We start from the raw sequence: 23,219 nt of genomic DNA, 5'->3' as shown, positions 1-23,219 counted from the left end.
CGCAAGGCAAGCTTAACTTAAATGAATGTAGTTTAGATGCTTCACCTGCCACAACAAATGCAAGCGGTCAAATTAACTTACCACAATATATGATGGATGTTAGTGCAAGCGTTACTATTGCGGATTTACCGCCTATAGCCGTTAAATTATACGGATTCATAAATAATCCGCAGCATAAATTAGACGTTCAAGCCTTTCAAACATATTTAGTTAAAAACGTATTTAATAGCGTTATTAAAGACTTAAAAAGCGGAGAGAAGAAACCTGAAAATATTATTAAAGATGCTTTTGGTCTCAGAAAGAAAAAGGATACACATACAGGGGAACAAAGCAGCCCTCCACAGGAAAACCAACAAGCAGATCCTGTGAATAAGCTTCTACAAAAAGGATTGAAGAAACTGTTTTGATGTGACCGTCACAGGTGTTGTGTGACTTATTATTCCTCTCTATGTCATCATCCAGCAAAACATATAGTGTAGTAACAATGTTGAAGTTATTTTTTCTAGACTTAGTTAGCAAGCAAACTAGATGACAGTGCAAAACTCGTAAAACCCTACGTTTTGATACAGTTATTCCTGTGCCAAACCTAATGTATACACATCCGTTGTTTCCTCTATAATTAGCATAACGTCTACTTCTAGTAAAACCCATCTGCAAATATTTACGCGTCATATCAGCTCCAACAAAATCATTATCCTCTAAGTATTTTAAAAATATTTCTTTCACTACTTTCTTTAGCAATTTCAGGAGTTTTAAACTTCCAATAAGGCAAAATTGCATTTTTATATGGTTGACAAATGCATACTCCTTGCTCACCTTTACCTACTCTATAGCTTTCCGGGCATTTACGATACTCAATATCATTTTTCCATTTATAACTTTTATTATCAAAATTTAGATAGCTTGGTTTTTCCATAACTTATGATATATTTGTAATTAATAATTTATAACTACCATTTCAATGTAAGTAAATAAATCTGAAGTTTGTAAAGCTAAGTAAGTATTTTAAATAAACTTTAATTTAAAATCGTATGATTAAGAAAATAGTACAAAATACGAAAACTTTGCACGTACCTCCTAATGGAAGATCAGCTAATTACATAACGCCTAACTTCATGTATGGCTGTGCCGGAGGTTGCAGAAATAGTTATTGTTATGTTATGCCTCATAACTATGAGACATTATATATCAATGAAAATATAGATCAAATACTTGACGTATTGGATAAACATATAGCAAATTTACCGACTAAAATTTCCAATCAAATAGATTCTAAATATTGGACATATGATATAGGTTGTTCTACCGATGTAAGTTTTCATTGGAAACACACTAATTGGTTAAAGATATTTAATTTCTTTAAAGCAGATCCACGTGCTAAAGCAACTTTGGCTACTAAATATGTCAATCCTAAATTACTTAATTTTAATCCTGAAAACAAAATAAGGATTAGATTTAGTTTGATGCCGGCAAGAATGAGTGAGATATTAGAGTCAAAAACGAGTCCAATTATCGAGAGAATAAAAGCGGTGAATATTTTTATTGAAGCAGGTTACGAAGTTCATCTAAACTTTGCTCCTATTATTGCTTATGAAGGCTGGCTTACCGAATATGCAAAGTTATTTGAAGATTTAGCTCAATACATAAATAACCAATATAAACCGTTTATAAAAGCGGAATGCATATTTTTAACTCATAACGATAAGCAGCATGAAAGAAATATTGCCTCAAATAGATTAGAGAGTGAAGCTTTAATTTGACAACCAAATATACAGGAAAATAAAGTAAGCGAATATGGAGGCAAGGCGGTACGTTATAAAGCCGGTATCAAGAGTAGTTTTATCCAACGATGGAGTGTATTGCATGACAGGTTGCTCCCATGGAATAAAATACGATATATATTCTAACTCTTCCTACTGATCAAAATTACGAAACAAAAGCATAAAATTTAAAAATTACAGTTATAAATAAAAAATCACTTGCATGAAAATAAACTTATGATATGTTTTTTCACGTTGGATTTCAATTTTATCTTCCATAAAAGTAACCCAACACTATTATCTCTCAGCTAATAGTGGATATAGTGTGAGTTGAGTACAAAAGTAAAAATATAAAAAACAAGTAAAATATCGAATAGGCAAAAAATCGTTTAGCTTGTTTGTGATCAGGGGTGTCATAGAATAAAGAACCAGCATAATATAGAAATACTACCCCAAGAATACCAGAAATTATTAAATATATAAAATTATTCATTCCAATAAAAAAAGGCATTAGCGAAACAATAAATAAAAGAATACTGTAAATTAGAATTTGTTTTTTAGTATATAAAGTCCCTTTTACTGTAGGCATCATCGGTACTTTACAGTTTTTATAGTCATCGTTACAGAATAAAGCAAGAGCCCATGAATGCGGCGGCGTCCAAATAAAAATAATCAAAAATAATATAATCGACTCTAGAGATATAGTATTGCTTACCGCTGCATAACCTATCACAGGAGGTAATGCTCCCGATACTCCGCCAATAACGATATTTTGTACAGAACGACGCTTTAACCAAATAGTATAAATACAGATATAATAAAAAATAGTGAATAGTAGTAAAAAAGATGCAAGTAGATTAACACATAAAGCCATAAAAAATACTGCAAAAAATCCCGTTATCAAACCAAAAGATAAAGCTTCATCAGATTCTATAACTCCTCTTACTATCGGTCTTTTTTGGGTACGTTTCATTAAGCTATCGATGTCTCTATCGTACCACATATTAATTGCCCCTGCACTACCTGCCCCAAGAGCTATGCAAACAACTGCAATACCAGCAATAAACGGATGCACGGAATAAGGAGCAAGCCACATACCTACAAAACCCGTAAAAATCACAAGCGACATTACACGCGGTTTCATAAGCAAAATATAGTCTTTAACAGTACTTTGTGAATGATTGATTTTACCTAAATTGATTGGTCTTACTAAAAAACTCATATGAAATATTTTTTAATTAAATATAAAAAGTTTTAGGTTAAAAATCAATGATTGACTTTGATTCAAGAAATGTATATATTTTTTTGTAATTCAAATAATAAGTTAAGGATATTATCAAGTGACAAAAATTGTTCGTTCTAAATATAAAGCTAGTAGAAGACTTGGAGTAAGTCTATGGGGTGATAGCAAGGATGCTTTCAATACACGAAATTATCGTCCCGGGCAACATGGGCAGAATACCATGATTAAAACTTCAGATTATGGTTTACATTTAAAAGCTAAGCAAAGATTGAAATGCCACTACGGTCGTGTCACTGAAAAACAATTTAGAAATATTTTTGCACTTGCTCAAAAAATGAAAGGTAATACCGGTGAAAACTTCATTGGGTTACTTGAAAGTAGACTTGATACAGTAGTTTATAGAATGAATATAGCTCCAACTATTTTTGCTGCAAGACAGTTAGTTTCACACGGACATATTAAATTAAACGGTAAGAAAGCCGATATCGCAAGCATACGACTAAAGGCAGGCGATGTTATAGAAGTTAAAGAATCCGTAAAACAAATACCGCTTATCCAAGAATCCGTTTCAAAACAAGGTCAAACAACACCGGGGTATTTATCATTTGATGTACCTTCATTAACCGGTAAATATTTAAGAGTTCCTGCTCTTTCTGATGTCCCATATCCTTTTGAAGCAGAAGTGCATTTAGTAATCGAGTTATATTCTCGTTAATAATTACAAAAAGGCAAGTTTTATTTATCTGCCTTTTTACTTTCTTCCCTACACCTACATTTTTTCTCTATACTATAATACAACTTATCACCTAATTCGGCAGCGTTTATTAAAGATAGATTAGTTAAGAATTTAACGTCTGAGCTAAGAAAAAACTGTAATTTTTGACAAAGCAAGGAAGTATAAAAATGCTAATTTTTAGCATTTTTTTATTATTTTTATGGAGTGCCACGCTACTTTTAATTGCTCGAAAGGTCTTGCTGCGTGGATCAGTTTTTCAGTTGTCATCCCGCGACTTGATCGCAGGATCCAGTTAAAAATACTAACATTATTAGTATTTTTAGTTGTTTTTGGATACCGTGGTCAAACCACGGTATAACACCAAGTGCCTTTTTCGATACACACAACAACGCCCGCTCACAATAACGATATCTATTTTTAATAAATAATGCCCTATATATAATAATTGTTTCTACTTGCGTATTATTTTTAAGAACATATAATGCCATTATTTTTAATAAAAATAATGCTGCTTCTACCTTTGCCAAGAAGTTAACATATGGAACGCATTTAATAATTAGCGGTATAACTGGTTTTATTGTAAATGGAACAGGAGCAGTCTTTTTGTTTCGGCAACTCTTGCTGATGAAATCTTAATAACCAAAGGGTATTTTCAGAAACATTATCTTACTTCTGCCACATTTAAAGGAAGTTTAATCTACCCTATTACTACAAATCTCATCACAACTTTTCCTAATTATACAGTACCAATTTATTTAACTTCTACAGCTGCAATAGTAGGCTTAGCATATTATGAGACTGATTTCTTAAATTATCAGGAAAATTTAAAAGAAATTTAGACAAACTTAATTCCTAATATTAGGGTAATTGATCCTAATATACTTTCTAACAATTTTAAAAATGATTCAAAAAATGAAATTGAAGATGTAACCCAAGGGTTTTAGATTTAATTGAAGCATACATAAATAGTAGTTTTATTAACTATACCAGAAATGATGGCAATACATTAATTGCATTAACCTTACTCATACAGGAACCTAATGCTGCCATAGGACCTCTTGTTTCTCAAGGAGCAAAAATCAATATTTTATGGTGTGGAAAAAATATAATAAGCATACTATTCCAATCATATAAAGCTTCTTTAACACAAAATACTCAAGATTTAATCGAACAAAAAGCTTTAAAACTGTTACTAAACGAGGAATATAAAAGTAAAATTTTAGGATTAAAGGATATAGAAGCTATTACTAATAATTTATTTAATGATCTTAATAATACTTTCACTATTGGAATTTTACAATTAGGGAATTTAATTACTCAAAAAATTATACAGCTTATTGCATTGCAAGATATAATGAATTTAGTTCCAGGAGCTATTATATTTAATGAGTTTGAAAATATTAAGCAAGGATTTTTAAATATATTATATCAACTGAATATTTCTCACAGGCAAGAAGCAGAGCAAATTAAAGAAAATAAAGCTTCTATAGTAAGTAATATATCCTCTAATACTTCAAATATCTTGTTAACTGATTCTGCTCAATTTGTACAAAATCAATATGCCAAGCAACTTAAAGCTAAAAAAGAAATATCAAAGAAAATGTTGTTTTTAGATAGCACAAAAAATACTAAACTACTATACTAGATATCTCCGATAAATTCATAAAATCACTTTACTATATTTATAAAGTAAAAAATGGAGAGATTACGCCTGAGCAAGCTCTACTACTTAATCCTTGGCTTGAAACCTTAAAATCATTCCTAACAAGTTCCTCATTAAAAATAATCTTTAGTGGAGCAGTTATATCACAAGCGAGAATTACAAAATTAATAGAGGCAATTTCTTCTGAGAATAAAAAGGGAATAACATGGTCTACTAATGATACAAACGATGAACTTGCAATTTCTGATTATAACCTAATTATAGAAGAAAGAACTATTTTGAGTTTTGAAAAATTAGTATTCAAACTAGGAGCACATGATCTTCTTTCAGCTTCCTCAGAAAAAGGCAACACTACTTTTTTAAAGAGTTTAGTCAATTGTATTGCTGATCCATGCCATAGCGTTGGTGAAATTTCTATACCTACCCATTATCAAAATCCAAAAATAATATTTATTGATCAGAATAGTTACATACCGGTTTAATCTACTTTATTTGAAATAATAACCTCCGGCCTTGATCAACCAATCATTAAAAGTAATAAGCAATTATTAGAAGAAAAAATTAACACACTATTTATAAAATTAGATCTAGGTACATTAATTACGCACTTAAGTGATAAAAATTATGATATAATAAATGCACCAAGTGGCAATCAAAAAAAAAAAAATTGGAATCATTAAAGCTATAATTTCAAACCCTAAAATATTAATTTTAGACGAGGTATTTGCTAACCTTGATAAAATATCTATAGAAAATGCACAACAAGCTTTAAAAGAATTTTTACTGGAAACTTTAATGCTTGTAGTGCATCATGACGGTAAATCTCATGACTATAATAATTTTTATGATCAGTATATAAATCCTGAAGATTTGTATGCTGAAATAAAATTATTAAGAGAATAGCTATTCTATTCAACCCTATATACTTGACTACTTTTCATTTATCATGAGTATATACTAAATCTAGATGTTCAATTATGGGAGTTTTTTTAAGATTTCTTTATAGATTTCAAGGTTTTTTCTTAGCATCAGATCAAGAGAGAAATTATTAATTACCGTATGTCTTGCCGCTTCTTGGATTTTCTTAGCAGTATCAGTACCTAAAATCGAGAAACAATAATCGATTTTCTGTGCTAACGCTTCGGCATTATTTGGTTCTACGTGGAAACCGGTTATATTATTATTTATTGTCTCTACTGCTCCGCCGATATTAGTTGCAATAACAAGCTTTTCCATCGCCTGCCCTTCTATAATAGTACGCCCGAAAGCTTCAGGCTCAATTGAGGCAGAAACGATAATATCGGAAATCCCATATAGGTTTATTATATCCGAATCATTACCGAAAATTTGAATTTTATTTTGAAGTTTTAGATTAGCTATAAGCTCTTTTACTCTATTAGTAAAATTGGGATGTCTAGATATATCACCGACCATTAAACAATAAAAGTCTCTATGTTTTAATTTACTTAATGCTTCTACTAGAACAAGATGTCCTTTCCAGCTTGTCATTCTAGAAGGCATTAATATTATCGGCACGTTACTCGGTACATCATATTTATCACAACATTTTTCAAGTTTTTCCGGCGTTAAATTTGCGGGATCGAAATAATCACAATTCACTCCACGCTCAATTACTACTATTTTCTCTTCATCAATTTTATAGTTTTTGAGCAAGTGTTGTTTTACAAAATTAGACACGGCAATAACTTTCTTGCCTTTTAGCATTATGCTATTATAATATTTTTTAAAACTATTCGGAATATTATAAACCCCATGAAAGGTAGTCAAAAATTTAGCATTTGTCCATTTTGTTGCTAGATATGAACTCCATGCCGGTGCTCTTGATCTTGTATGAACTATATCAACATTATATTTTTTGATTATTTCTGCTATCAATTTTGCATTATTCAGAATTACAAAAGGATTTTTACTGCTACTATTCATTTCAATATGCAATATATCTTCCTTATCTAACTCTTTAACTAGAGTACCGCCTGCTGAAATTATGATAGGAGTATGACCGAGAATTTTAAGATATTTTGCAACTTCTATAGTACCTCTTTCAACCCCTCCCGAAACTAGAGCAGGAACTACTTGCAAAATAGTATATTTATTGTATCGTTTACTTGACTTTAATGAAGGCATTAAATCTCAATCTATTAAAATAATTATTTAAAATGCACAAGCTTTATAATAAAACACAAGACAAATTTATTGTCTATGATAATTATAGAATAATTAATACAAATATTCCATCTGTAATTTTTTTACACGGCTTGATGTCTAGTATGCAATCAACTAAGGCTATCTATTTAACAGATTATTATAAAAAAACAATTATAATTTTATTGTTTTTGATAATTTCGGCTATGGAAACGCATCGGGACAATTTAAGGATCAAACAATTAGTGATTGGTTAGAAGGAGTATCACTAATTTTAGACAAATTAATTAATACGGAGGCGATATTAGTAGGTTCGAGCATGGGAGGATGGCTAGCACTTCTGGCGGCTTTAAGATTTCCTGATAAAATAAAGGGACTTGTGTGTAGGTAGCCCCTGCTCCAGGTTTTACTGAAAATATTTGGCAAAATATATCTCTAAATGATCAAAATAAGATGCAAAAAGAGGTAATACTAGAAGTAAGCGGTAAAAATTGTGAGCATCAATATCCTATAAGCTATAAACTGATAGAAGATGCAAAAAAACATTTATTATTGACAAAGAAACAGATTGATATAAATATACCGGTACATCTAATTCATGGGATGTTAGATGAAGACGTGCCTTATAATGTTTCAGTAAAATTATTAGAAAAAATAACGAGCAAACAAATAGTAATGAAGCTAATTAAAGACGGTCACCATAATTTATCTAGAGAAGAAGATTTAAAGGTAATGACAAATTCCTCAGAAGAAGTACTTAGACTCTTAAGTAATATTAAATAAACAATAAATATATATGTATAGCACAATAAATAAAGTTCATGATTTTAAAGAAGTTATAGAAGCGGTAAAACAAGCCGATAATACTAGCTTGGTGCTTTTTGATGTAGATGAAGTAATTGTAATGGATAGTGATGAATCTAGGTTAACACATGATTATAGAAAAGAATTAATGAAGAACATTGAAAAAAGACTTACTAGAAAAGAATGTGAATTATTACTTAGTATTGTTCTTAAAGATAGGAAAGCTAGATTTGTTAACCCAGATATCTTAACGATATTTGCTCTACTTACAGAAAAAAATGTACCGGCAATGGGTCTTACTAAACTTCCTACCGGTAAATTCGGCGTAATTGAAGATATGATCGAATGGAGAATTCGTGAACTCACTGAATTAAAGGTAAATTTTCAAGAATTTTCACCTTTAGAAGATGAGATAATAATAGAAGATTTTAATGCCGGCTACGGTAAACCTACATTAAAAGACGGAATAATTTACACTGCGGAATATGATAAAGGAAGCATGCTTGAGTATGTATCACGAAAAACAAATTATTATCCACAATCAATAATATTTATCGATGATATAGAAGAAAATTTATTATCATTACAAGAAATTTGTAAGAAACTAAAAATTAACTATCAAGGATTTGAGTTTACCGGTTCTGCTATCGTTCCTGAACCTGTTCTTGATGCACAATTAGAAAAAATTAGATTTGAAATTCTAGAAAAAGAATATAAATGGTTAACGGATGAGGAACTTAAAAAGCATACTTTGTTATCTAGTAGCTTGTCCACAGTATCCAGCTAAAAATGTCACAACAACATACACTTTTAGTTGCTTTTCCTAGATATCGTGGACAAACTACTAGATGACACCTATTCACCTTAGAGTATAATATGATGTCTGCAAAACTTATTGTTCTTTTTACCTTACTTATCTCGCTTTCTACTATGGCAAGTAAAAAGGAAGAAGAAAAAATTACAGGAGTAAAAGCAACTAAAGTACAAATTGCCGAACTTTACGACATATTTAATATTGTAGGGCAATGCCAGAATGATAATAGTCGTGATTATTATGCTAATGCCACCGGAGTAGTTGAACAAGTCTCAGCACATCAAGGAGAAATAGTAAAAAAAGGGGATATATTGCTAGTTATAGATAAAAACATAGCAGAAACCACTAAATCTAGAGCAGCAGCGTTATTAAATACAAAACAAGAAGATTATAATAGAAAAGAAGCTTTATTCGCTAAAAAATTTGTAAGCAACGAGGAATATAAAAGGTCAAAAAGCGAACTTGAAGATGCAAAATTTCATTATTCCAAAGCTCTAAAAACATATAATGATATGATAATTACTGCACCCTACTCCGGTAAAATAGGCATAATTAAGTCTATGGTCGGCGATGAAGTAAAAATAGGTGACTATCTTTTTAGCATTACCGGAACAGAAAACTCACAAAGTATTTTTATTGAATTGCCGGAGTCTTTAAGCAGAAAAGTTGGAGTCGATACTGAAGTTTTAATTGCAGGAAAAATTAAAAGTACACTCGGGGCAGTATCGCATTACTTATCAGATAATGGTACTTTAACAGCTAAAATTATTTTACCTATGGGTACAAAAATCCTACATAATAGCTTTGTAGATGTTACGCTTATAATTAACCCTCATAAAAACCTAACCGTTCCTGAAAGTTGTATTCAACGAAATAATCAAGGTAATTTTATTTATAAAATAGACGATTATACGATAAAACAATTATATGTAAAAATCGGTACACGTACAGAAGGTCTAATTGAAATTATCTCTGACGATATTAAAGCAGGTGACTTAGTCGTTACCGAAGGTATGACTAAAATTGGTGACGGCTCAAAAGTTAAGATACTTGAGGAATAGTTATTTATATATGCTTTTTAAGCCATCTCTGTATTCTAGAGATTGTTGCACGTATTCCTTCTTGCCTTATAGAAGTAATAGTTAATAAAATCAAAATTTTTGTCACAAAGCAATAGGTTCGTATTTTTTGAATTACATAGTTATTTTTGAAAAAAGAAATATTACTTTTTTTATAGTCTTCATTTTTATTTTCTAGTAATCTTAATTGTGTAACAGCTGCTAATAACAAATTAATAGTAAACGGACTAAATTTACTTAAATAAGAATCATTAAGAACATAAGAAGTAATATTTATTAAACCTACTGAATATTTATTTGGATCCATAAACGTATTAGTACCACCGCTAATGCGTACTTTAGACAATTCTTTGTCTATACCACCTATTGAATTTTTACTAGCAATAGATATCCATAAACAACAATCTTCACCGCTTCTTATATTTTCAGGAAATAAATTTTCTTGGAATAATGTCAAAGTTCCCATAACTGTCGGCATTGCTATTGGACAAGTTTGTATGACTTGAGGAAAAACATTGCCACTAAAAAACCCGGAATGAACAGATTCTATATATTTTCCTTTTTCATTTATTTTTTGATATGAAGTATGAGAAAATATAAAATTATTTTCTTCCATAAACTTTAATTGGATTTCTATTTTATCCTTATAAAATAAATCGTCCGAATCAAGGAAAGCAATATATTTTCCTATAGCATTTTTAATACCTAAGTTACGTGCAGCAGCAGGTCCTTCATTTTTTTTATGAAAATATTTTATTCTTTTATCTTTTTTGCATATTGAAGTTAATTCTGATATATCATCAGTCGACCCATCATCTATTATAAGTATCTCAAAATTTTTGTGTGTTTGAATAAGTACACTTTCTATAGCTTCAATTGCCCAATTTATTCTATTATATACCGGTATAATAACACTAATTTTAGTATCATTTAGTACTTGTTTAGCCATAGTATTTGCTAAATCACAGGCTTTTTTATACGAAGTATTATTGGATAAAAAAGTAGCTGTACGAGTTAAAAATAAATAAGGAGAACCTTCCATTTTGATCATTTCTTCTTCTGTTAACTCGTGAAGAAACGATGACCATAATATATTACATTCTTCGTTATGATTTGATATTTTTTTACTACCTTGCTCTGAATGAAAACGAGATTTAATTAGGATAGATTCGTCAAAATGAATAGGAGCAACACGGAAAATTTTAAACCATAAATCATAATCTTGCGTTGTCGGTAAAGCCTCATTAAATATACCGACTTCATGAAAATATTTAGCAGGAATCAATAACGAACAACCATGTATTAATCCTCGTAATAAAGGTAATAAAGAAATATTAAGTTTATTTATAGGTAGCACACTATCCGGTTTAATATAACGTAGAGAGTTGCCTTTTTCATCGATTAATTCATAACCACCGTAAATGATAGTATCTTTATTATCCAATTTATTTAATATGTCAACTTGATGCTCGATTTTATTAGGATAATATATATCATCATGGCTAAGCCACGAAAAATATTCCCCTTTCATGTTTTTTATACCGTAATTTAAGGCCGAACCGCAACCTCCGTTTTCTTTATGAAAATAGCGTATTTTATCACCATATGATAATGCTACACGTTCTGTCTCTCCATTATCTTTTGAACCATCATTAACAACAATAATTTCAATATTTTTGTAAGTTTGTGCTAAAGCACTATTTATAGCTTCTTTCATATAATTAGCCCCATTATAGACAGGTATAATAATGGAAACTAAAGTATGATAAATATTTAAAGGTTTATCTTTTCTAGTTGTCATAACTTTTAAAAATAATTTATAAAATGTTAGTTTTATTGTTTAAATTTTCTATAGAGCTTTAGAAAAATAGATTTTTCTTCTTCACTAATAATTAGTTTATTTTTAAGAATTTTTATTTCTTCTAAAGCATTATTTAGCTCTGTTACAGTATTATTTAATTTAGTTTTTCTCTTCGCTATTTTTAAATGCATCTCTAGTTTGCAGCAATTGTTTTAATATATCTTGGGATTGCAAACCTAGCTTTTCTAAAAATTCTAGAGTCCAAGCTGAGATTAGATAGTTAAATAATTGTTTTATAGGCTTTAAATCTGAGTTACTAGATATACAGATTATAGAATTAGGAGGATTTTTTCAGAATGCGTGTCGTTAGTTACACCATCTACTCCTTCATAGAAAAATTCTTTGTTCGGATATGATTCAAAGTCTTTTTCAGTAATTCAATTAACTAAATGATGTATATTCCCTTCCGGTTCATTAAAAGGTACATTTACTATTAATCGTTTTTTATATTTAAGATTAAGTACTAGATTTAACCCATCTTCAATATGCTCAAGTGCATGTCGTGATACAATATAATCATATTCTTCTGCCTTTTTAATAAAACTAACTAAATCAGATTTAATATATTGTATATTAGATGCTCCATAATTTTGTTCAGCGTAAATTATAGATTCTTTACTGATATCTATTGCTGTAATTTCTATTCCTAATATATCGCTAAGCATGAAAATTCCGTGTCCCGTTCCACAACCTATATCTAAAATTTTTATTTTTTGATTTAGCATTAATGGGCTATTAAATATATCGACTTCTATAATTTTTTTAAAAATCTTATAGCTACTTTTATGATGTATTACCTCTAGAACATCATAAGTTTCCCCAGGAATTAATCTTTCTCCATCATTATATAATTTCTTCTAACATAAATTATTTAAACTATTATAATTTTAATAAATATTCGGCGATAAATGCAGCAGGGTTTTCTACAGGATCAAGCATCTTTTTAAATTGATTTCTGCCACTACTATTTTCATGATAAGGTAAATAATGATTTTGCTTAATAAATTCTATATAGTTAATAATATCTTGCGGCTCATAAGCAAAATACATATATTTTTTTAATTCTTTAGATAGAGCATTGCTATTAAATTCATTATTCCAACCATTACTTAAGTAAATTATAGGCTTATCGGCAACTATTACTTCAGCAAGAGATGAAGTACCGTCACTTATTACAATATCTGACACCATTATATCATCCAGTAACGACCTAAATGCATGTGCAGAAACAGTAACATTCTTTAAAGAGTTAAATCTACTTAATATATTATCCATATCACTTTGGCTTAAGTAATTTTTACCGACCGCATAGGTAAATAGTGTAACATGCGGTCTTATAATAAAATGAATATTAGGATGTTGTAATGCATAATTATAGAAAAAATAGTAATAATTTAAGAAAGTAGAACCTCCTTCATATAAATCTCTATTTTTAAATGATAACTCCCATCTAGGAAGCCATAAAATGGTTTCCAAGTTTGGTTTTTTAATATTATAATTTCTTATTTCATAGTATGGTTGATAACCTGAAACAATAACTCTATCCTTAGGAAATTTATAATTACTAATAAAGATATCCTTTGTACTTTCTGAATCAACAAATACCGTCTCTATGCAACTTGATAACTTATCATCATCAATATTTTTTTGATGAAAGATATGCGGACCATAGACTATATACATAATTTTTGTTTTAGTTCCTCTAAAGCTCTTATACAAATTAGCAGCCGTAAAAGGTTCTGATATATAGCCTTGAAAATTTTCGTAAGGGTTTTGCGTAAAGATAAAATCCGGCTGATAATTTTTTAGTTCAGAAATTTCACATTTTGTATTAACATTTGAATAAGAAGCATACTTACCGCATGGATATATCACATCTTGTGTATCAAATTTACTAATAAACCCGGTATCTATTCCTCCTTGAATATTGGGATGAGGATGAGGTACTATTACAATTTTGACATCATGACCTATTTTTTTCATCTCATTATACATTGCGTATACGCCTTTGCCGCCGAATGTCTCTGTACTAACAAGGAAAACTATTTTTTTATAAGAATTTTCTTTGGAATAGCAAAAAGAAGATATAAGAGTTATTAGTAAAAAAACACTTAAAAATAAAGTGTTAAGTTTTATTAATCTAAAGAATTGCATGTTTTTGATACAATAATAATGAATAGGATTACTTTTTAAACCATACTGTACGGTTAACATAATCCACATAACTTAAAACTATACGTAATATTTTCTTTGATACAAGTCCTGCTTCTGCATAATCCGGCACGATATCTTGCAAGCGTTTATTATGCTCGTGTTCTTCCGTAATAGCTTTCACCGATTGTAGTACCCGTTCAGCCTTAAAACCCGACATAATAAGCGTTCCGGCGTCCATACCTTCAGGACGTTCATGTGCTTCTCGAATATTTAAAGCAGGTAAATTAAGTATAGACGCCTCTTCAGTGATAGTACCGCTATCGGATAAAATACAAAATGCACTCATCTGAAGTTTGACGTAGTCCGTAAACCCGAAGGCCGGCAAAAATCTTATTTTATCGCCAAGTTCTTTAAACCCCTCTAAATCCTCAAGCCTTTTTTTAGTCCTTGGGTGTGTTGAGAAGATTACAGGAAAATTATACTCTTTAATAAGCGTTTGTAAACTACTTAATAATTCTTTCAGATTATTTTTGACATCAACATTTTCCTCACGATGTGAGCTAATTAAGAAATATTGCTTTGTGGTAAGTGACAATTTATCTAAAATATCAGACTTTAATATTTTAGGCATAAAGCGATCAAGGACCTCAGGCATATGCGAACCTGATTTAAAAATAAGCTCAGGTGGTAAACCTTCGAAAATTAAATAACGTCTTGCATGCTCGGTTAACGTAATGTTAACGTCACTAATATGATCAATGATTTTACGGTTTATTTCTTCAGGTACACGCTGATCAAAACAACGATTTCCCGCTTCCATATGAAAAATCGGAATTTTACGGCGTTTAGCGGCAATTGCCGATAAACATGAATTAGTATCACCGTAAAATAAAACGGCGTCGGGCTTTTCTTTCTCAAGTACTTCATCAACTTTTTCGATAATAAGCCCGATAGATTTTGCCGTATTATCTGCTGCTACTTCTAAGAAATAATCGGGTTTTCTAATTCCCATATCATCAAAAAAAACCTGATGTAATTCATATGCATAATTTTGACCGGTGTGAACTAGGATGTGATTAGTATATTTATCAAACTCGGAAATCACGCAGCATAGTTTAATAAGTTCAGGACGAGTACCGACAATCGTCATTACCTTAAGCATTTTTTAGCTCCTCTTGTACGTAATCAAGAGTCAGTAATAACTCTTTTACTTCTTCTAAATTTAAACGTTTTGTATTATGGGAAGTGTAATCCTCTAAAAGTGCTACTTTCTTTTCACCTTCAACAAAATATTTTGCATAATTAAGATCGCGCCCGTCCATAGGAATACGGTAATAATCCCTTAAATCATCAGCTTTTGCCATTTCTTCTGATGATACTAATGATTCGTAATGTTTTTCGCCGTGACGTGTACCGATAAAACGTATTTCATTTTTGCTATCGAATATATCTTGTAACGCTTTTGCGAGTACTTCAATTGTGCTTGCCGGAGATTTTTGTACGAAAATATCACCCTGATGACCATGCTCAAACGCATGTAAAACTAAATCCACCGAATCTACAAGCGACATTAAAAAACGTGTCATTGACGGTTCTGTAATGGTTAATTCCTTACCTTGTTTTATTTGATTGATAAAAAGAGGAATGACTGAACCTCTAGAAGCCATAACGTTACCGTATCTAGTAACGCAAAACACAGTCTCACCTGGAGAACGCATACGTGCTTTTGCTATTGCTAACTTTTCCATTAATGCTTTAGATAATCCCATTGCATTAATTGGATATACAGCCTTATCGGTACTCAGTACAATAACTTTTGTAACTTTGTTATTAATAGCAGCACTTAAAACATTTTCAGCACCTAAGATGTTAGTATTTATTGCTTCCATAGGATAAAATTCACAAGTCGGAACCTGCTTTAAAGCAGCGGCATGGAATACATAATCTACACCGTGCATTGCCTCATCAATACTTTTATAATTGCGTACGTCCCCGATATAGAATTTAAGTTTCGGATTATTTAAAGCAATACGCATATCCTCTTGCTTTTTTTCATCTCTACTGAAAATACGAATTTCCTTAATATCGTTAATAATATCGGATTTAAGAAAACGAGAAAGCACCGCATTACCAAACGAACCGGTGCCTCCTGTAATCATTAAAGTTTTATCTACAAACATTATATATAAATACCTATTTTGATTCATTCTGTCATTGTGTCAATCGAGAAAAACTCTAGGGTAGTCATCCTGTGGCTTGTCCACAGGGTCCAGTTATAAAAAATACAAACATAAAAAACTCGATTTATCTCACTTTATGCTGGATTCCGTGTACAAGCCTATAGTACCGGACATTTTTCTTCTATGTCATTCCCGCGCAGGCGGGAATCCAGTAAAGTACAGCTTTTTTTAAAAGCTTTACTTAAAAAAACTATATAATAAAAAATCTTTAAAATGAAAGATTTTTTAGTCTGGATCCTCGCTTTCGCGGGGATGACATTGAGATCTTTTTAAAAGTGGACAAACCTATATTCGCAATGACAATTTACTTAAACTCACACATACACTTTACAAGCTCACGCCATTCAGGAGGCGTATATCCCGTCACCTCATTAAAACGAGTGCTATCTAGTGAGCGATCTATTACAAGCTCATCTGACGAAATAATATCGATTTCTTTATTATATATTTCTGCTACTAATTTTAACAATTCTAACTTATTAATCGGTTTTGAGGCAACATGATAAAGCCCGTGCAACTCTTTATTAGGTAACACAAAATCCCTTATTATTCTTGCAAGCTCTACTGTCGGGAATCCTGAATAAATAGCTTTCTCAAACCCTTTCACTGAACCTTCTGCACTTAAAAACCAATTGATTAAGCTTCTATTGCCTGCTAGCTCATGACCTATAATGGAAGTACGCAATGTGATAGCATGCGGATAATCTACCTCACCAAGAAATTTTGAACGACCGTAAAGGTCATAACAGTCAGAAAAATCGCTTTCCTTATAATTACCTTTTTTTCCTGAAAACACACAATCAGTACTAATATGGATTAACCTTGAATTAGCTAGTTTACATAAATTAGCTAGCCTATGAGGCAGCAAACTATTTATCGGTAATGCTTTTAACGGGTTATTAGCATCTGCCAATTGTTTTACAAGCCCTATACAATTTATTACTATATCGGGTTTTGTTTGATTAAATACCTCAACTAACGAATCATGGTTCTCAACATCTACATTTGTAATTAATTTATCGGATAAATCCTTAGAAAAGTAAGAACGAGCTGAATTATTTCGGGCTGTCGCAAAAATGTCAAATTTTTTATCACTACTTAAAAACCTGAATATGCTATTACCCAACATACCGGTAACACCTAAAATTAATATTTTCATAGTATATTTTATTTATTTTTACCGAATCGGTTCTATCATAAATAATATATCTTTACAATAGTGTTTCGAGTGCGTAACAATATTGAGTTATAAATAATTAACTTGCCATAGAACAGGTTCTTATGCTATCTTCTGTAATTTTCCAACCTTCATCTTCTGCAAGCTCTAAATCATATTGGTCTTGCATATTCATCCACCAACGAGGATTAATATTAAAATACTTACCCAAACGAAGGGCTGTATCAGCGGCAATTGAACGATGATGCTTAATTATATTATTGATCCTAGTAACGGGTACATCAATATCACGAGCAAGTTTGCTTTGACTAATCCCCATAGGTTCCATAAATTCTGCTAGTAAAATTTGTCCCGGTGAAATAGGAGGTAATTTGTTTGTCATAAATTCTTGGCTTTGTTGCATGGACCGTTTTATGTCATTCCCGCGTAGGCGGGAATCCAGTAAAACCTATAAAAAACTTGTTTTTTTAGGTTTATTTTGTCAAATATGCAACTTCTATATCAATATTGAAGTTATTTTGCTGGATCCCTGCTTTCGCGGGGATGATATTGAGTAGGTTTTTCGATCCATGCAACAACTCTTCAATTCTTTCCTAATTAAATATTTTTTATAGAATCAAGCACGGTTTCAAGAATCATACTAGCAGCTACTGCATCATCGTTATTATTACGGTCTTTTCTTTTCACTCCAAACGATTTAAGGAAATTATTTGCAGCTTTGGTAGTTAATCTTTCATCTTGTAAATATATAGGCAAGTTTATAGATTTTGCTAGCTCTTCAGCAAATTTTATCACTATATTGGTTTGCTCCGTTACTGCTCCGCTCATATTAATCGGTAGACCTATTATAACACCGCAAACTTTATATTTCTCGATGATATTAAGCAAGGAAGTAATAACAATTTTTTTATTTATCTCGGTTATAGTATTTAAGGGCATAGCAATACTACGTTCTTGATTAGATAATGCGATTCCTAATTTTTTGCTTCCGTAATCAATAGCGATAAGCGGAGCATTTGGTATTAAAAGCCGATAAAATTCTTGAAGATTTTTTATGATCATGATAGTTATAAAAATTACTTTATTAATTATTATTTATGCTAAAAACTATTCAGAAACATTTAGATACGAAATTAATTAAATTATCGGCGATTTTAGCCTTTATTTATTGTTTATTATTTAATACCGCAATATTGATTTATAAATTTGATTATTATAAAGCAACAATCTTTAGAGGGATATTAGAGTTATCAAAAGATTTTTGCTATATTTATATATTTTCTTTTATAGCATTTTTCGGTCTTAGCGTACATAGATTAGTGTTAAAAATCGGCGTGGGGTTTTTATTTATAACATCCGCTATTGCTAGTTATTACATTTATTTCTTCAAAATCAATCCTACTAAACAAGTAATAGGTAGTTTTTTCTCAACGGATTTAAACGAAGTTTATGAATTAACCAGCATTAAGTTAATAACATGGATAATTTTTTGCCTTTTTACCTGTTTTTATACTCTCAAATCTTTTGCCGCCGAAAATTCTAAATCATTCGTAACAAAACTATTATCTGCCGCTTGCTTACTTATTTTTGTATATAATATTATTACTCCTTCATTTAAGATACTAAAAAATTATTTTCCCATTCAGTATTTACATAATAGCTACCTTAATTTTGCCGGAAATTTCGGTAATAAAAATTATGCATGTATAGATATTAGCAAACAATATAACTTTATAGATAAGTCAGATAAAGATATTATCGGTGTTTTAGTTATAGGAGAATCAGCAAGATTTGATCATTTCGGTATTAACGGTTATGAAAGAGATACGACTCCTTACTTAAAGACTACTAAAAACCTAATTTCTTTCAAAGCTAAATCTTCTTCTAACCTTACCTATCTTTCCGTACCGTCGTTACTTTCACGTTATCCTGCAAATCAAATTGAAAATAGTAGACAAGAGAACAGCTTTTTATCAATTTTAACAAATCTTGGCTTTAATACTACTTGGATCGGTACTCAAACTTTAATGAGGAGTTTTGCAAATTTTGACCTCAGTAATATATATAATGACGTTAATTTTACTATAGTACCGGGCGGCTCTGCCCTATTTTCTTTAAATGATCATGATGAAAAAATATTGCCTTTTATAAAAGAAATAATAACAAACTCAGAGAAACAATTTTTAGTAGTTCACACTTCCGGCAGCCATTGGAACTATAATGCGAGATATCCAAAAGAGTTTGAGTATTTTACCCCTACCTGTCCTATTAAGGTTAAGGGAGATGCAAGTGATTGCGATAAGCTTGCTTTAGTTAACAGTTATGATAACTCTATTTTATATACCGATTTTTTTTTATCTAATTTAATAGATTTGCTTAAAGATAAAAATGCATTTTTATTATATGTATCTGATCACGGCGAGTCCCTCGGAGAAAATGGTTATTACGGTCACGGCGGTCCACTACTTGCAGAACAAACAACCGTACCTCTTATAGTTTGGGTATCAGATGATTTTCAAGCCAAATATCCTAAATCAGTATCTTCAATTAAAAATTATGCTAATACCGAAATTAGCCATGATTATGTATTTCATTCAATCCTTGACTGTTTAAATATAGATTCCGACATAATAAATAAAGACTTAAGTATATGTAAATCTAGTTAAAAATTATTGAATTATTAAAAAATTTATATATAAATTAAGAACTCAATAATTATATGATTTATTATTATGTCTGATATACCTAAACTAGACGACTATTATTATAGATTTTTACAAAGTATTTTACTTAAAACACTAGAACAAAATAAAGCGGCTGAAACGTATTTATTGCAGAAAGATTTTAATAGCGCTTTAAATGAGATAAAAAATGTAAATGAACAACTTGAAGAATATTCAAGCATTCTTTCTTTACTCCAAGTAATTAAAACCCATTTTAGTGATAAAAAAATATATAATTAAGTACCGTTTAACTTAAATCCTTTTTTTATAATTAAAAATAATATAGAGTGGAAATAAAAAAAGGTATTGAATTATGGAATATGCATTATTAATTTTCAGTATTATAGCAATTTTAGTTATAATACAAATGGTTAAAGTTGTACCGCAACAACAAGCATGGGTAGTAGAAAAACTTGGAAAATTCGATAAGGTACTGCAGCCTGGCTTAAATTTACTCATCCCTGTCATTCAGAGAGTAGCATACAAACATACTTTAAAAGAAGAAGCAATAGACGTTACCGCTCAAACAGCTATTTCAAACGATAACGTAACATTATCTATAGACGGTGTTTTATATGTTAAGATCATTGATCCAATGGCAGCATCTTATGGTGTTAATAATCCTTACTATGCCATAACACAGCTTGCTCAAACTACTATGCGTTCGGAAATCGGTAAACTCCCTTTAGATAGAACTTTTGAAGAGCGCGAAACTTTAAACGTAGCAATTGTAGCAGCTATTAATCAGGCTGCTATAAATTGGGGCATACAATGTATGCGTTATGAAATTAAAGATATTCAACCTCCGCAAACTATACTTAAAGCTATGGAATTGCAGGTAGCGGCAGAGCGTCAAAAAAGAGCTCAAATTCTAGAGTCGGAAGGTAATAGACAAGCAAAAATTAACCATGCAGAAGGTGAAAAAGCACAAATCGTACTGAATTCAGAAGCTTCTTATACAGATCAAGTTAACAGGGCAAAAGGTGAAGCTGAAGCAATAGGCTTAGTCGCTACCGCTACGGCAAATAGTATTGAGATTGTCGCAACTGCTGTACAAAAAACGGGAGGAAGTGATGCAGTAGCTCTTAAAATAGCCGAGCAATACATTAGTGCGTTCGGTAATTTGGCTAAAGATACCAACACCGTAATTTTACCTGCAAATCTTTCAGAACCGAGTAGTTTTGTAACCGGAGCGTTAACTATATTTAACCAATTAAAAGCTTCTTCGGGAACGAAAATAGATAAGTAGCAATTTATAAAGATTTATTATTGTAATAATAATTAGTTTTATATATCATATCAGATTATTAATTAATAAAAGGTTATGAATATGTCAGTATTTGTCGGCAAAACTGCTCCAGATTTTACAGCTAAAGCTATTATGCCTAATAATAATATAGACGATAAGTTTAAACTTAGCGATTATGCTGCAGAGGATAATATAGTGCTATTTTTTTATCCTCTAGATTTTACTTTTGTTTGTCCATCGGAAATTATAGCATTTCACAATAAGCTTGGTGAATTTACCGAAAGACGTACTAAAGTAGTAGCTGTTAGCGTTGATTCTCATTTTAGCCATTTAGCTTGGAAAAATACTCCGCATAATAAAGGCGGACTTGGACAAGTACAATTCCCAATGGTTTCCGATATCAAAAAGGATATTTCTTCAAAATATAATGTACTTAATGAAGACGGTGTTGCTTTACGTGGAACTTTTTTAATCGATAAGGATTTCATAGTACGTCACATGCTAGTTAACGACTTACCTATCGGTCGTGATATTCATTATACATTAAAAGTAATTGATGCTTTAACTCATCATCAAAAGCATGGCGAAGTTTGTCCTGCCGGCTGGCATAAAGGTGAGGAAGCAATTACCCCATCACATGAAGGTATAGCACATTATTTAAGCTCACATGCAGAGAAGCTGTAATATATTACTGTGTTATTAAAGTGGAAAACTGTCCTACCGTGGCTTGTCTAGTGTTGTTGCATGGTTCGATGTCATTCCCGCGAAAGCAGGAATCCAGAAAAAAACAACCTTAACATTGATAAACAATTACATATTTAACAAAATAAGCATATAAAAATACAAATTTTTATATGCTTGACTGAATTCCTGCCTAGGCAGGAATGACATACAGCACTAACTCAATATCAAACTAACCCTAAATAATGTTGAAAGAATTATTTTCTGCTCCTAAAATATCTTATAATATTGAAACAATTAATATTTTACATCTTATTAGGAGTGAAAATATCGGTCCTAAAACTTTCTTTAGTTTAATTAAATTATTCGGTGATGCAGCAACTGCCATAGATAACGTTCCGGATTTTTTATTGCGAGACGGAAAGTCAAAACCAATTAAAATTTTCAGTAAAAGCGGTACTGAAAAAGAGTTAGAGCTTCCCGAAAAAGACAACGCTAAGATCATCACATATAAATCTCCGGAATATCAAAATTATTACTTGAAATTTATGATCCATCGCCAATATTAAGCTATAAAGGTAATATAGAGTTATTAAATCATAATAAATGCGTTGCAATAGTAGGTGCAAAAACGCTGCTGCAAACGGAAGAAGCTTTGCTCATAAAATTGCAAATGATTTAGTAAAAGAAGGTTATATAACCGTTTCAGGATTAACACGAGGAATAGATAGCAGCGTACATCAAGCTGCAATTTCTCAAACTATCGGAGTTATTGCAGGCGGTATTGATCATATATATATCCACCAGAAAATAAAAAACTATTTGAAAATTTAGAAGAAGAAGGTTTAATATTAGCTGAGTTACCTATCGGT

Annotated in this window: 24 protein-coding genes and 4 pseudogenes; 15 read left to right on the top strand and 13 right to left on the bottom strand. The window is 30.9% G+C overall.

What is annotated here, in order from left to right:
- Nucleotides 1–407, top strand: a pseudogene (locus tag RGRA_RS10385) (AsmA family protein); the annotation flags it as partial.
- On the opposite strand, the pseudogene RGRA_RS12510 reads toward RGRA_RS10385, so the two are convergent.
- Nucleotides 295–916 (bottom strand): annotated as a pseudogene (locus RGRA_RS12510) (DUF4385 family protein). The pseudogenes RGRA_RS10385 and RGRA_RS12510 sit on opposite strands and share 113 nt — an antisense overlap.
- 115 nt (nt 917–1,031) lie before the next feature.
- Here RGRA_RS12510 and RGRA_RS0103150 point away from each other — a divergent pair.
- A complete protein-coding gene (locus RGRA_RS0103150; RefSeq protein WP_034419804.1) occupies nt 1,032–1,760 on the top strand; it encodes a spore photoproduct lyase family protein in 729 nt (242 codons plus the stop codon).
- Between the two features lie 304 nt (nt 1,761–2,064).
- Here the strand turns inward: RGRA_RS0103150 and cyoE are convergent, their stop codons facing one another.
- Nucleotides 2,065–2,982 carry a heme o synthase gene (gene cyoE, locus RGRA_RS0103145; protein WP_017443167.1) on the bottom strand — a complete coding sequence of 306 codons (918 nt, stop codon included), beginning with the start codon at nt 2,980–2,982 and terminating at the stop codon, nt 2,065–2,067.
- 118 nt (nt 2,983–3,100) lie between these two features.
- On the opposite strand from cyoE, the gene rpsD reads away from it, so the two are divergent.
- Complete coding sequence (gene rpsD, locus RGRA_RS0103140) at nt 3,101–3,718, top strand: 30S ribosomal protein S4 (RefSeq protein ID WP_010977111.1); 618 nt, start codon at nt 3,101–3,103, stop codon at nt 3,716–3,718.
- 284 nt (nt 3,719–4,002) lie between these two features.
- Here the strand turns inward: rpsD and RGRA_RS13280 are convergent, their stop codons facing one another.
- Entirely contained in the window at nt 4,003–4,266 is a 264-nt protein-coding gene (locus RGRA_RS13280; RefSeq protein ID WP_017443166.1) for a hypothetical protein, read from the bottom strand.
- 827 nt (nt 4,267–5,093) lie between these two features.
- Here RGRA_RS13280 and RGRA_RS13275 point away from each other — a divergent pair.
- The 3 genes from RGRA_RS13275 to RGRA_RS13270 all read left to right on the top strand — a co-directional run bounded on the left by RGRA_RS13275 (nt 5,094) and on the right by RGRA_RS13270 (nt 6,305).
- Nucleotides 5,094–5,384: a hypothetical protein gene (locus tag RGRA_RS13275; protein WP_236609775.1), complete on the top strand. Its 291-nt coding sequence runs from the start codon at nt 5,094–5,096 to the stop codon at nt 5,382–5,384.
- 296 nt (nt 5,385–5,680) lie between these two features.
- Complete coding sequence (locus RGRA_RS0103125; RefSeq protein WP_017443165.1) at nt 5,681–5,884, top strand: hypothetical protein; 204 nt, start codon at nt 5,681–5,683, stop codon at nt 5,882–5,884.
- Nucleotides 5,885–6,038: 154 nt separating this feature from the next.
- Nucleotides 6,039–6,305 carry an ATP-binding cassette domain-containing protein gene (locus tag RGRA_RS13270; RefSeq protein WP_236609774.1) on the top strand — a complete coding sequence of 89 codons (267 nt, stop codon included), beginning with the start codon at nt 6,039–6,041 and terminating at the stop codon, nt 6,303–6,305.
- Nucleotides 6,306–6,377: 72 nt separating this feature from the next.
- Here the strand turns inward: RGRA_RS13270 and RGRA_RS0103115 are convergent, their stop codons facing one another.
- The gene (locus RGRA_RS0103115; protein ID WP_024547269.1) at nt 6,378–7,547 is read right to left on the bottom strand and encodes a glycosyltransferase family 4 protein; all 1,170 of its coding nucleotides are present in this window, start codon (nt 7,545–7,547) and stop codon (nt 6,378–6,380) included.
- Nucleotides 7,548–7,579: 32 nt separating this feature from the next.
- Between RGRA_RS0103115 and RGRA_RS08600 the strand changes: the two are divergent.
- The 3 genes and pseudogenes from RGRA_RS08600 to RGRA_RS0103100 all read left to right on the top strand — a co-directional run bounded on the left by RGRA_RS08600 (nt 7,580) and on the right by RGRA_RS0103100 (nt 10,244).
- Nucleotides 7,580–8,348: pseudogene (locus RGRA_RS08600) on the top strand (alpha/beta hydrolase).
- A 13-nt stretch (nt 8,349–8,361) separates the two neighbouring features.
- Nucleotides 8,362–9,156 carry a DUF2608 domain-containing protein gene (locus tag RGRA_RS0103105; RefSeq protein ID WP_017443163.1) on the top strand — a complete coding sequence of 265 codons (795 nt, stop codon included), beginning with the start codon at nt 8,362–8,364 and terminating at the stop codon, nt 9,154–9,156.
- Nucleotides 9,157–9,245: 89 nt separating this feature from the next.
- Nucleotides 9,246–10,244 carry an efflux RND transporter periplasmic adaptor subunit gene (locus RGRA_RS0103100; RefSeq protein WP_017443162.1) on the top strand — a complete coding sequence of 333 codons (999 nt, stop codon included), beginning with the start codon at nt 9,246–9,248 and terminating at the stop codon, nt 10,242–10,244.
- Nucleotides 10,245–10,248: 4 nt separating this feature from the next.
- On the opposite strand, the gene RGRA_RS0103095 is transcribed toward RGRA_RS0103100, so the two are convergent.
- The 9 genes and pseudogenes from RGRA_RS0103095 to ruvX form a co-directional block, all read right to left on the bottom strand.
- Entirely contained in the window at nt 10,249–12,063 is a 1,815-nt protein-coding gene (locus RGRA_RS0103095; protein ID WP_017443161.1) for a glycosyltransferase family 2 protein, read from the bottom strand.
- Between the two features lie 32 nt (nt 12,064–12,095).
- Nucleotides 12,096–12,254: a hypothetical protein gene (locus tag RGRA_RS12265; RefSeq protein ID WP_014014159.1), complete on the bottom strand. Its 159-nt coding sequence runs from the start codon at nt 12,252–12,254 to the stop codon at nt 12,096–12,098.
- 246 nt (nt 12,255–12,500) lie between these two features.
- Nucleotides 12,501–12,987, bottom strand: a pseudogene (locus RGRA_RS0103085) (class I SAM-dependent methyltransferase).
- A gap of 15 nt (nt 12,988–13,002) precedes the next feature.
- Nucleotides 13,003–14,346: a glycosyltransferase family protein gene (locus RGRA_RS0103080; RefSeq protein WP_029662605.1), complete on the bottom strand. Its 1,344-nt coding sequence runs from the start codon at nt 14,344–14,346 to the stop codon at nt 13,003–13,005.
- On the bottom strand, nt 14,306–15,439 hold the full coding sequence (gene wecB / locus RGRA_RS0103075; RefSeq protein WP_017443158.1) for a non-hydrolyzing UDP-N-acetylglucosamine 2-epimerase: 1,134 nt from the start codon (nt 15,437–15,439) through the stop codon (nt 14,306–14,308). The genes RGRA_RS0103080 and wecB overlap by 41 nt, the downstream gene beginning before the upstream one ends.
- On the bottom strand, nt 15,432–16,457 hold the full coding sequence (capD, locus tag RGRA_RS0103070; protein WP_024547267.1) for a UDP-glucose 4-epimerase: 1,026 nt from the start codon (nt 16,455–16,457) through the stop codon (nt 15,432–15,434). Before capD ends, wecB begins: the two co-directional genes overlap by 8 nt.
- A gap of 364 nt (nt 16,458–16,821) precedes the next feature.
- Complete coding sequence (locus RGRA_RS0103065; protein ID WP_017443156.1) at nt 16,822–17,676, bottom strand: dTDP-4-dehydrorhamnose reductase family protein; 855 nt, start codon at nt 17,674–17,676, stop codon at nt 16,822–16,824.
- A 97-nt stretch (nt 17,677–17,773) separates the two neighbouring features.
- Nucleotides 17,774–18,097 (bottom strand): HigA family addiction module antitoxin, encoded by a 324-nt coding sequence (locus RGRA_RS0103060; RefSeq protein ID WP_017443155.1) that lies wholly within the window; start codon nt 18,095–18,097, stop codon nt 17,774–17,776.
- A 194-nt stretch (nt 18,098–18,291) separates the two neighbouring features.
- Entirely contained in the window at nt 18,292–18,756 is a 465-nt protein-coding gene (gene ruvX, locus RGRA_RS0103055) for a Holliday junction resolvase RuvX (RefSeq protein ID WP_017443154.1), read from the bottom strand.
- A 35-nt stretch (nt 18,757–18,791) separates the two neighbouring features.
- Between ruvX and RGRA_RS0103050 the strand changes: the two genes are divergently transcribed.
- The 6 genes from RGRA_RS0103050 (at nt 18,792) to RGRA_RS14085 (ending at nt 23,181) form a co-directional block, all read left to right on the top strand.
- Nucleotides 18,792–20,360 (top strand): phosphoethanolamine transferase, encoded by a 1,569-nt coding sequence (locus RGRA_RS0103050; protein ID WP_017443153.1) that lies wholly within the window; start codon nt 18,792–18,794, stop codon nt 20,358–20,360.
- Between the two features lie 66 nt (nt 20,361–20,426).
- On the top strand, nt 20,427–20,657 hold the full coding sequence (locus RGRA_RS0103045; protein WP_017443152.1) for a hypothetical protein: 231 nt from the start codon (nt 20,427–20,429) through the stop codon (nt 20,655–20,657).
- Between the two features lie 73 nt (nt 20,658–20,730).
- A complete protein-coding gene (locus RGRA_RS0103040) occupies nt 20,731–21,666 on the top strand; it encodes an SPFH domain-containing protein (RefSeq protein ID WP_014365972.1) in 936 nt (311 codons plus the stop codon).
- An 81-nt stretch (nt 21,667–21,747) separates the two neighbouring features.
- Nucleotides 21,748–22,350, top strand: coding sequence for a peroxiredoxin (locus RGRA_RS0103035; RefSeq protein WP_024547266.1), 603 nt, complete (start codon nt 21,748–21,750; stop codon nt 22,348–22,350).
- 242 nt (nt 22,351–22,592) lie between these two features.
- Nucleotides 22,593–22,916, top strand: coding sequence for a hypothetical protein (locus RGRA_RS0103030; protein WP_024547265.1), 324 nt, complete (start codon nt 22,593–22,595; stop codon nt 22,914–22,916).
- A 37-nt stretch (nt 22,917–22,953) separates the two neighbouring features.
- On the top strand, nt 22,954–23,181 hold the full coding sequence (locus RGRA_RS14085; protein ID WP_269077349.1) for a DNA-processing protein DprA: 228 nt from the start codon (nt 22,954–22,956) through the stop codon (nt 23,179–23,181).
- The last annotated feature ends 38 nt before the right edge of the window (nt 23,182–23,219 follow it).

The sequence above is a fragment of the Rickettsia gravesii BWI-1 genome (assembly GCF_000485845.1).
Classification (GTDB): domain Bacteria; phylum Pseudomonadota; class Alphaproteobacteria; order Rickettsiales; family Rickettsiaceae; genus Rickettsia; species Rickettsia rickettsii.
Note: the sequence above shows the minus strand (reverse complement) of the source record. Positions and strands in the feature narration are given on the sequence as shown.

Excerpts from the sequence above, each read along its gene's own strand:
- ruvX (WP_017443154.1), bottom strand. The coding sequence starts at position 18,756 with ATGATCATAAAAAATCTTCAAGAATTTTATCGGCTTTTAATACCAAAT.
- RGRA_RS0103045 (WP_017443152.1), top strand. The coding sequence starts at position 20,427 with ATGTCTGATATACCTAAACTAGACGACTATTATTATAGATTTTTACAA.
- RGRA_RS0103115 (WP_024547269.1), bottom strand. The coding sequence starts at position 7,547 with ATGCCTTCATTAAAGTCAAGTAAACGATACAATAAATATACTATTTTG.
- RGRA_RS13270 (WP_236609774.1), top strand. The coding sequence starts at position 6,039 with ATGCACCAAGTGGCAATCAAAAAAAAAAAAATTGGAATCATTAAAGCT.
- cyoE (WP_017443167.1), bottom strand. The coding sequence starts at position 2,982 with ATGAGTTTTTTAGTAAGACCAATCAATTTAGGTAAAATCAATCATTCA.
- RGRA_RS0103030 (WP_024547265.1), top strand. The coding sequence starts at position 22,593 with ATGTTGAAAGAATTATTTTCTGCTCCTAAAATATCTTATAATATTGAA.
- RGRA_RS0103150 (WP_034419804.1), top strand. The coding sequence starts at position 1,032 with ATGATTAAGAAAATAGTACAAAATACGAAAACTTTGCACGTACCTCCT.
- RGRA_RS0103095 (WP_017443161.1), bottom strand. The coding sequence starts at position 12,063 with ATGACAACTAGAAAAGATAAACCTTTAAATATTTATCATACTTTAGTT.
- RGRA_RS0103040 (WP_014365972.1), top strand. The coding sequence starts at position 20,731 with ATGGAATATGCATTATTAATTTTCAGTATTATAGCAATTTTAGTTATA.
- capD (WP_024547267.1), bottom strand. The coding sequence starts at position 16,457 with ATGTTTGTAGATAAAACTTTAATGATTACAGGAGGCACCGGTTCGTTT.
- RGRA_RS0103035 (WP_024547266.1), top strand. The coding sequence starts at position 21,748 with ATGTCAGTATTTGTCGGCAAAACTGCTCCAGATTTTACAGCTAAAGCT.
- RGRA_RS12265 (WP_014014159.1), bottom strand. The coding sequence starts at position 12,254 with ATGCATTTAAAAATAGCGAAGAGAAAAACTAAATTAAATAATACTGTA.
- RGRA_RS14085 (WP_269077349.1), top strand. The coding sequence starts at position 22,954 with ATGCGTTGCAATAGTAGGTGCAAAAACGCTGCTGCAAACGGAAGAAGC.
- RGRA_RS13275 (WP_236609775.1), top strand. The coding sequence starts at position 5,094 with ATGAATTTAGTTCCAGGAGCTATTATATTTAATGAGTTTGAAAATATT.
- RGRA_RS0103060 (WP_017443155.1), bottom strand. The coding sequence starts at position 18,097 with ATGCAACAAAGCCAAGAATTTATGACAAACAAATTACCTCCTATTTCA.
- RGRA_RS0103050 (WP_017443153.1), top strand. The coding sequence starts at position 18,792 with ATGCTAAAAACTATTCAGAAACATTTAGATACGAAATTAATTAAATTA.
- RGRA_RS0103080 (WP_029662605.1), bottom strand. The coding sequence starts at position 14,346 with ATGTGGATTATGTTAACCGTACAGTATGGTTTAAAAAGTAATCCTATT.
- RGRA_RS0103105 (WP_017443163.1), top strand. The coding sequence starts at position 8,362 with ATGTATAGCACAATAAATAAAGTTCATGATTTTAAAGAAGTTATAGAA.
- wecB (WP_017443158.1), bottom strand. The coding sequence starts at position 15,439 with ATGCTTAAGGTAATGACGATTGTCGGTACTCGTCCTGAACTTATTAAA.
- RGRA_RS0103065 (WP_017443156.1), bottom strand. The coding sequence starts at position 17,676 with ATGAAAATATTAATTTTAGGTGTTACCGGTATGTTGGGTAATAGCATA.
- RGRA_RS0103100 (WP_017443162.1), top strand. The coding sequence starts at position 9,246 with ATGATGTCTGCAAAACTTATTGTTCTTTTTACCTTACTTATCTCGCTT.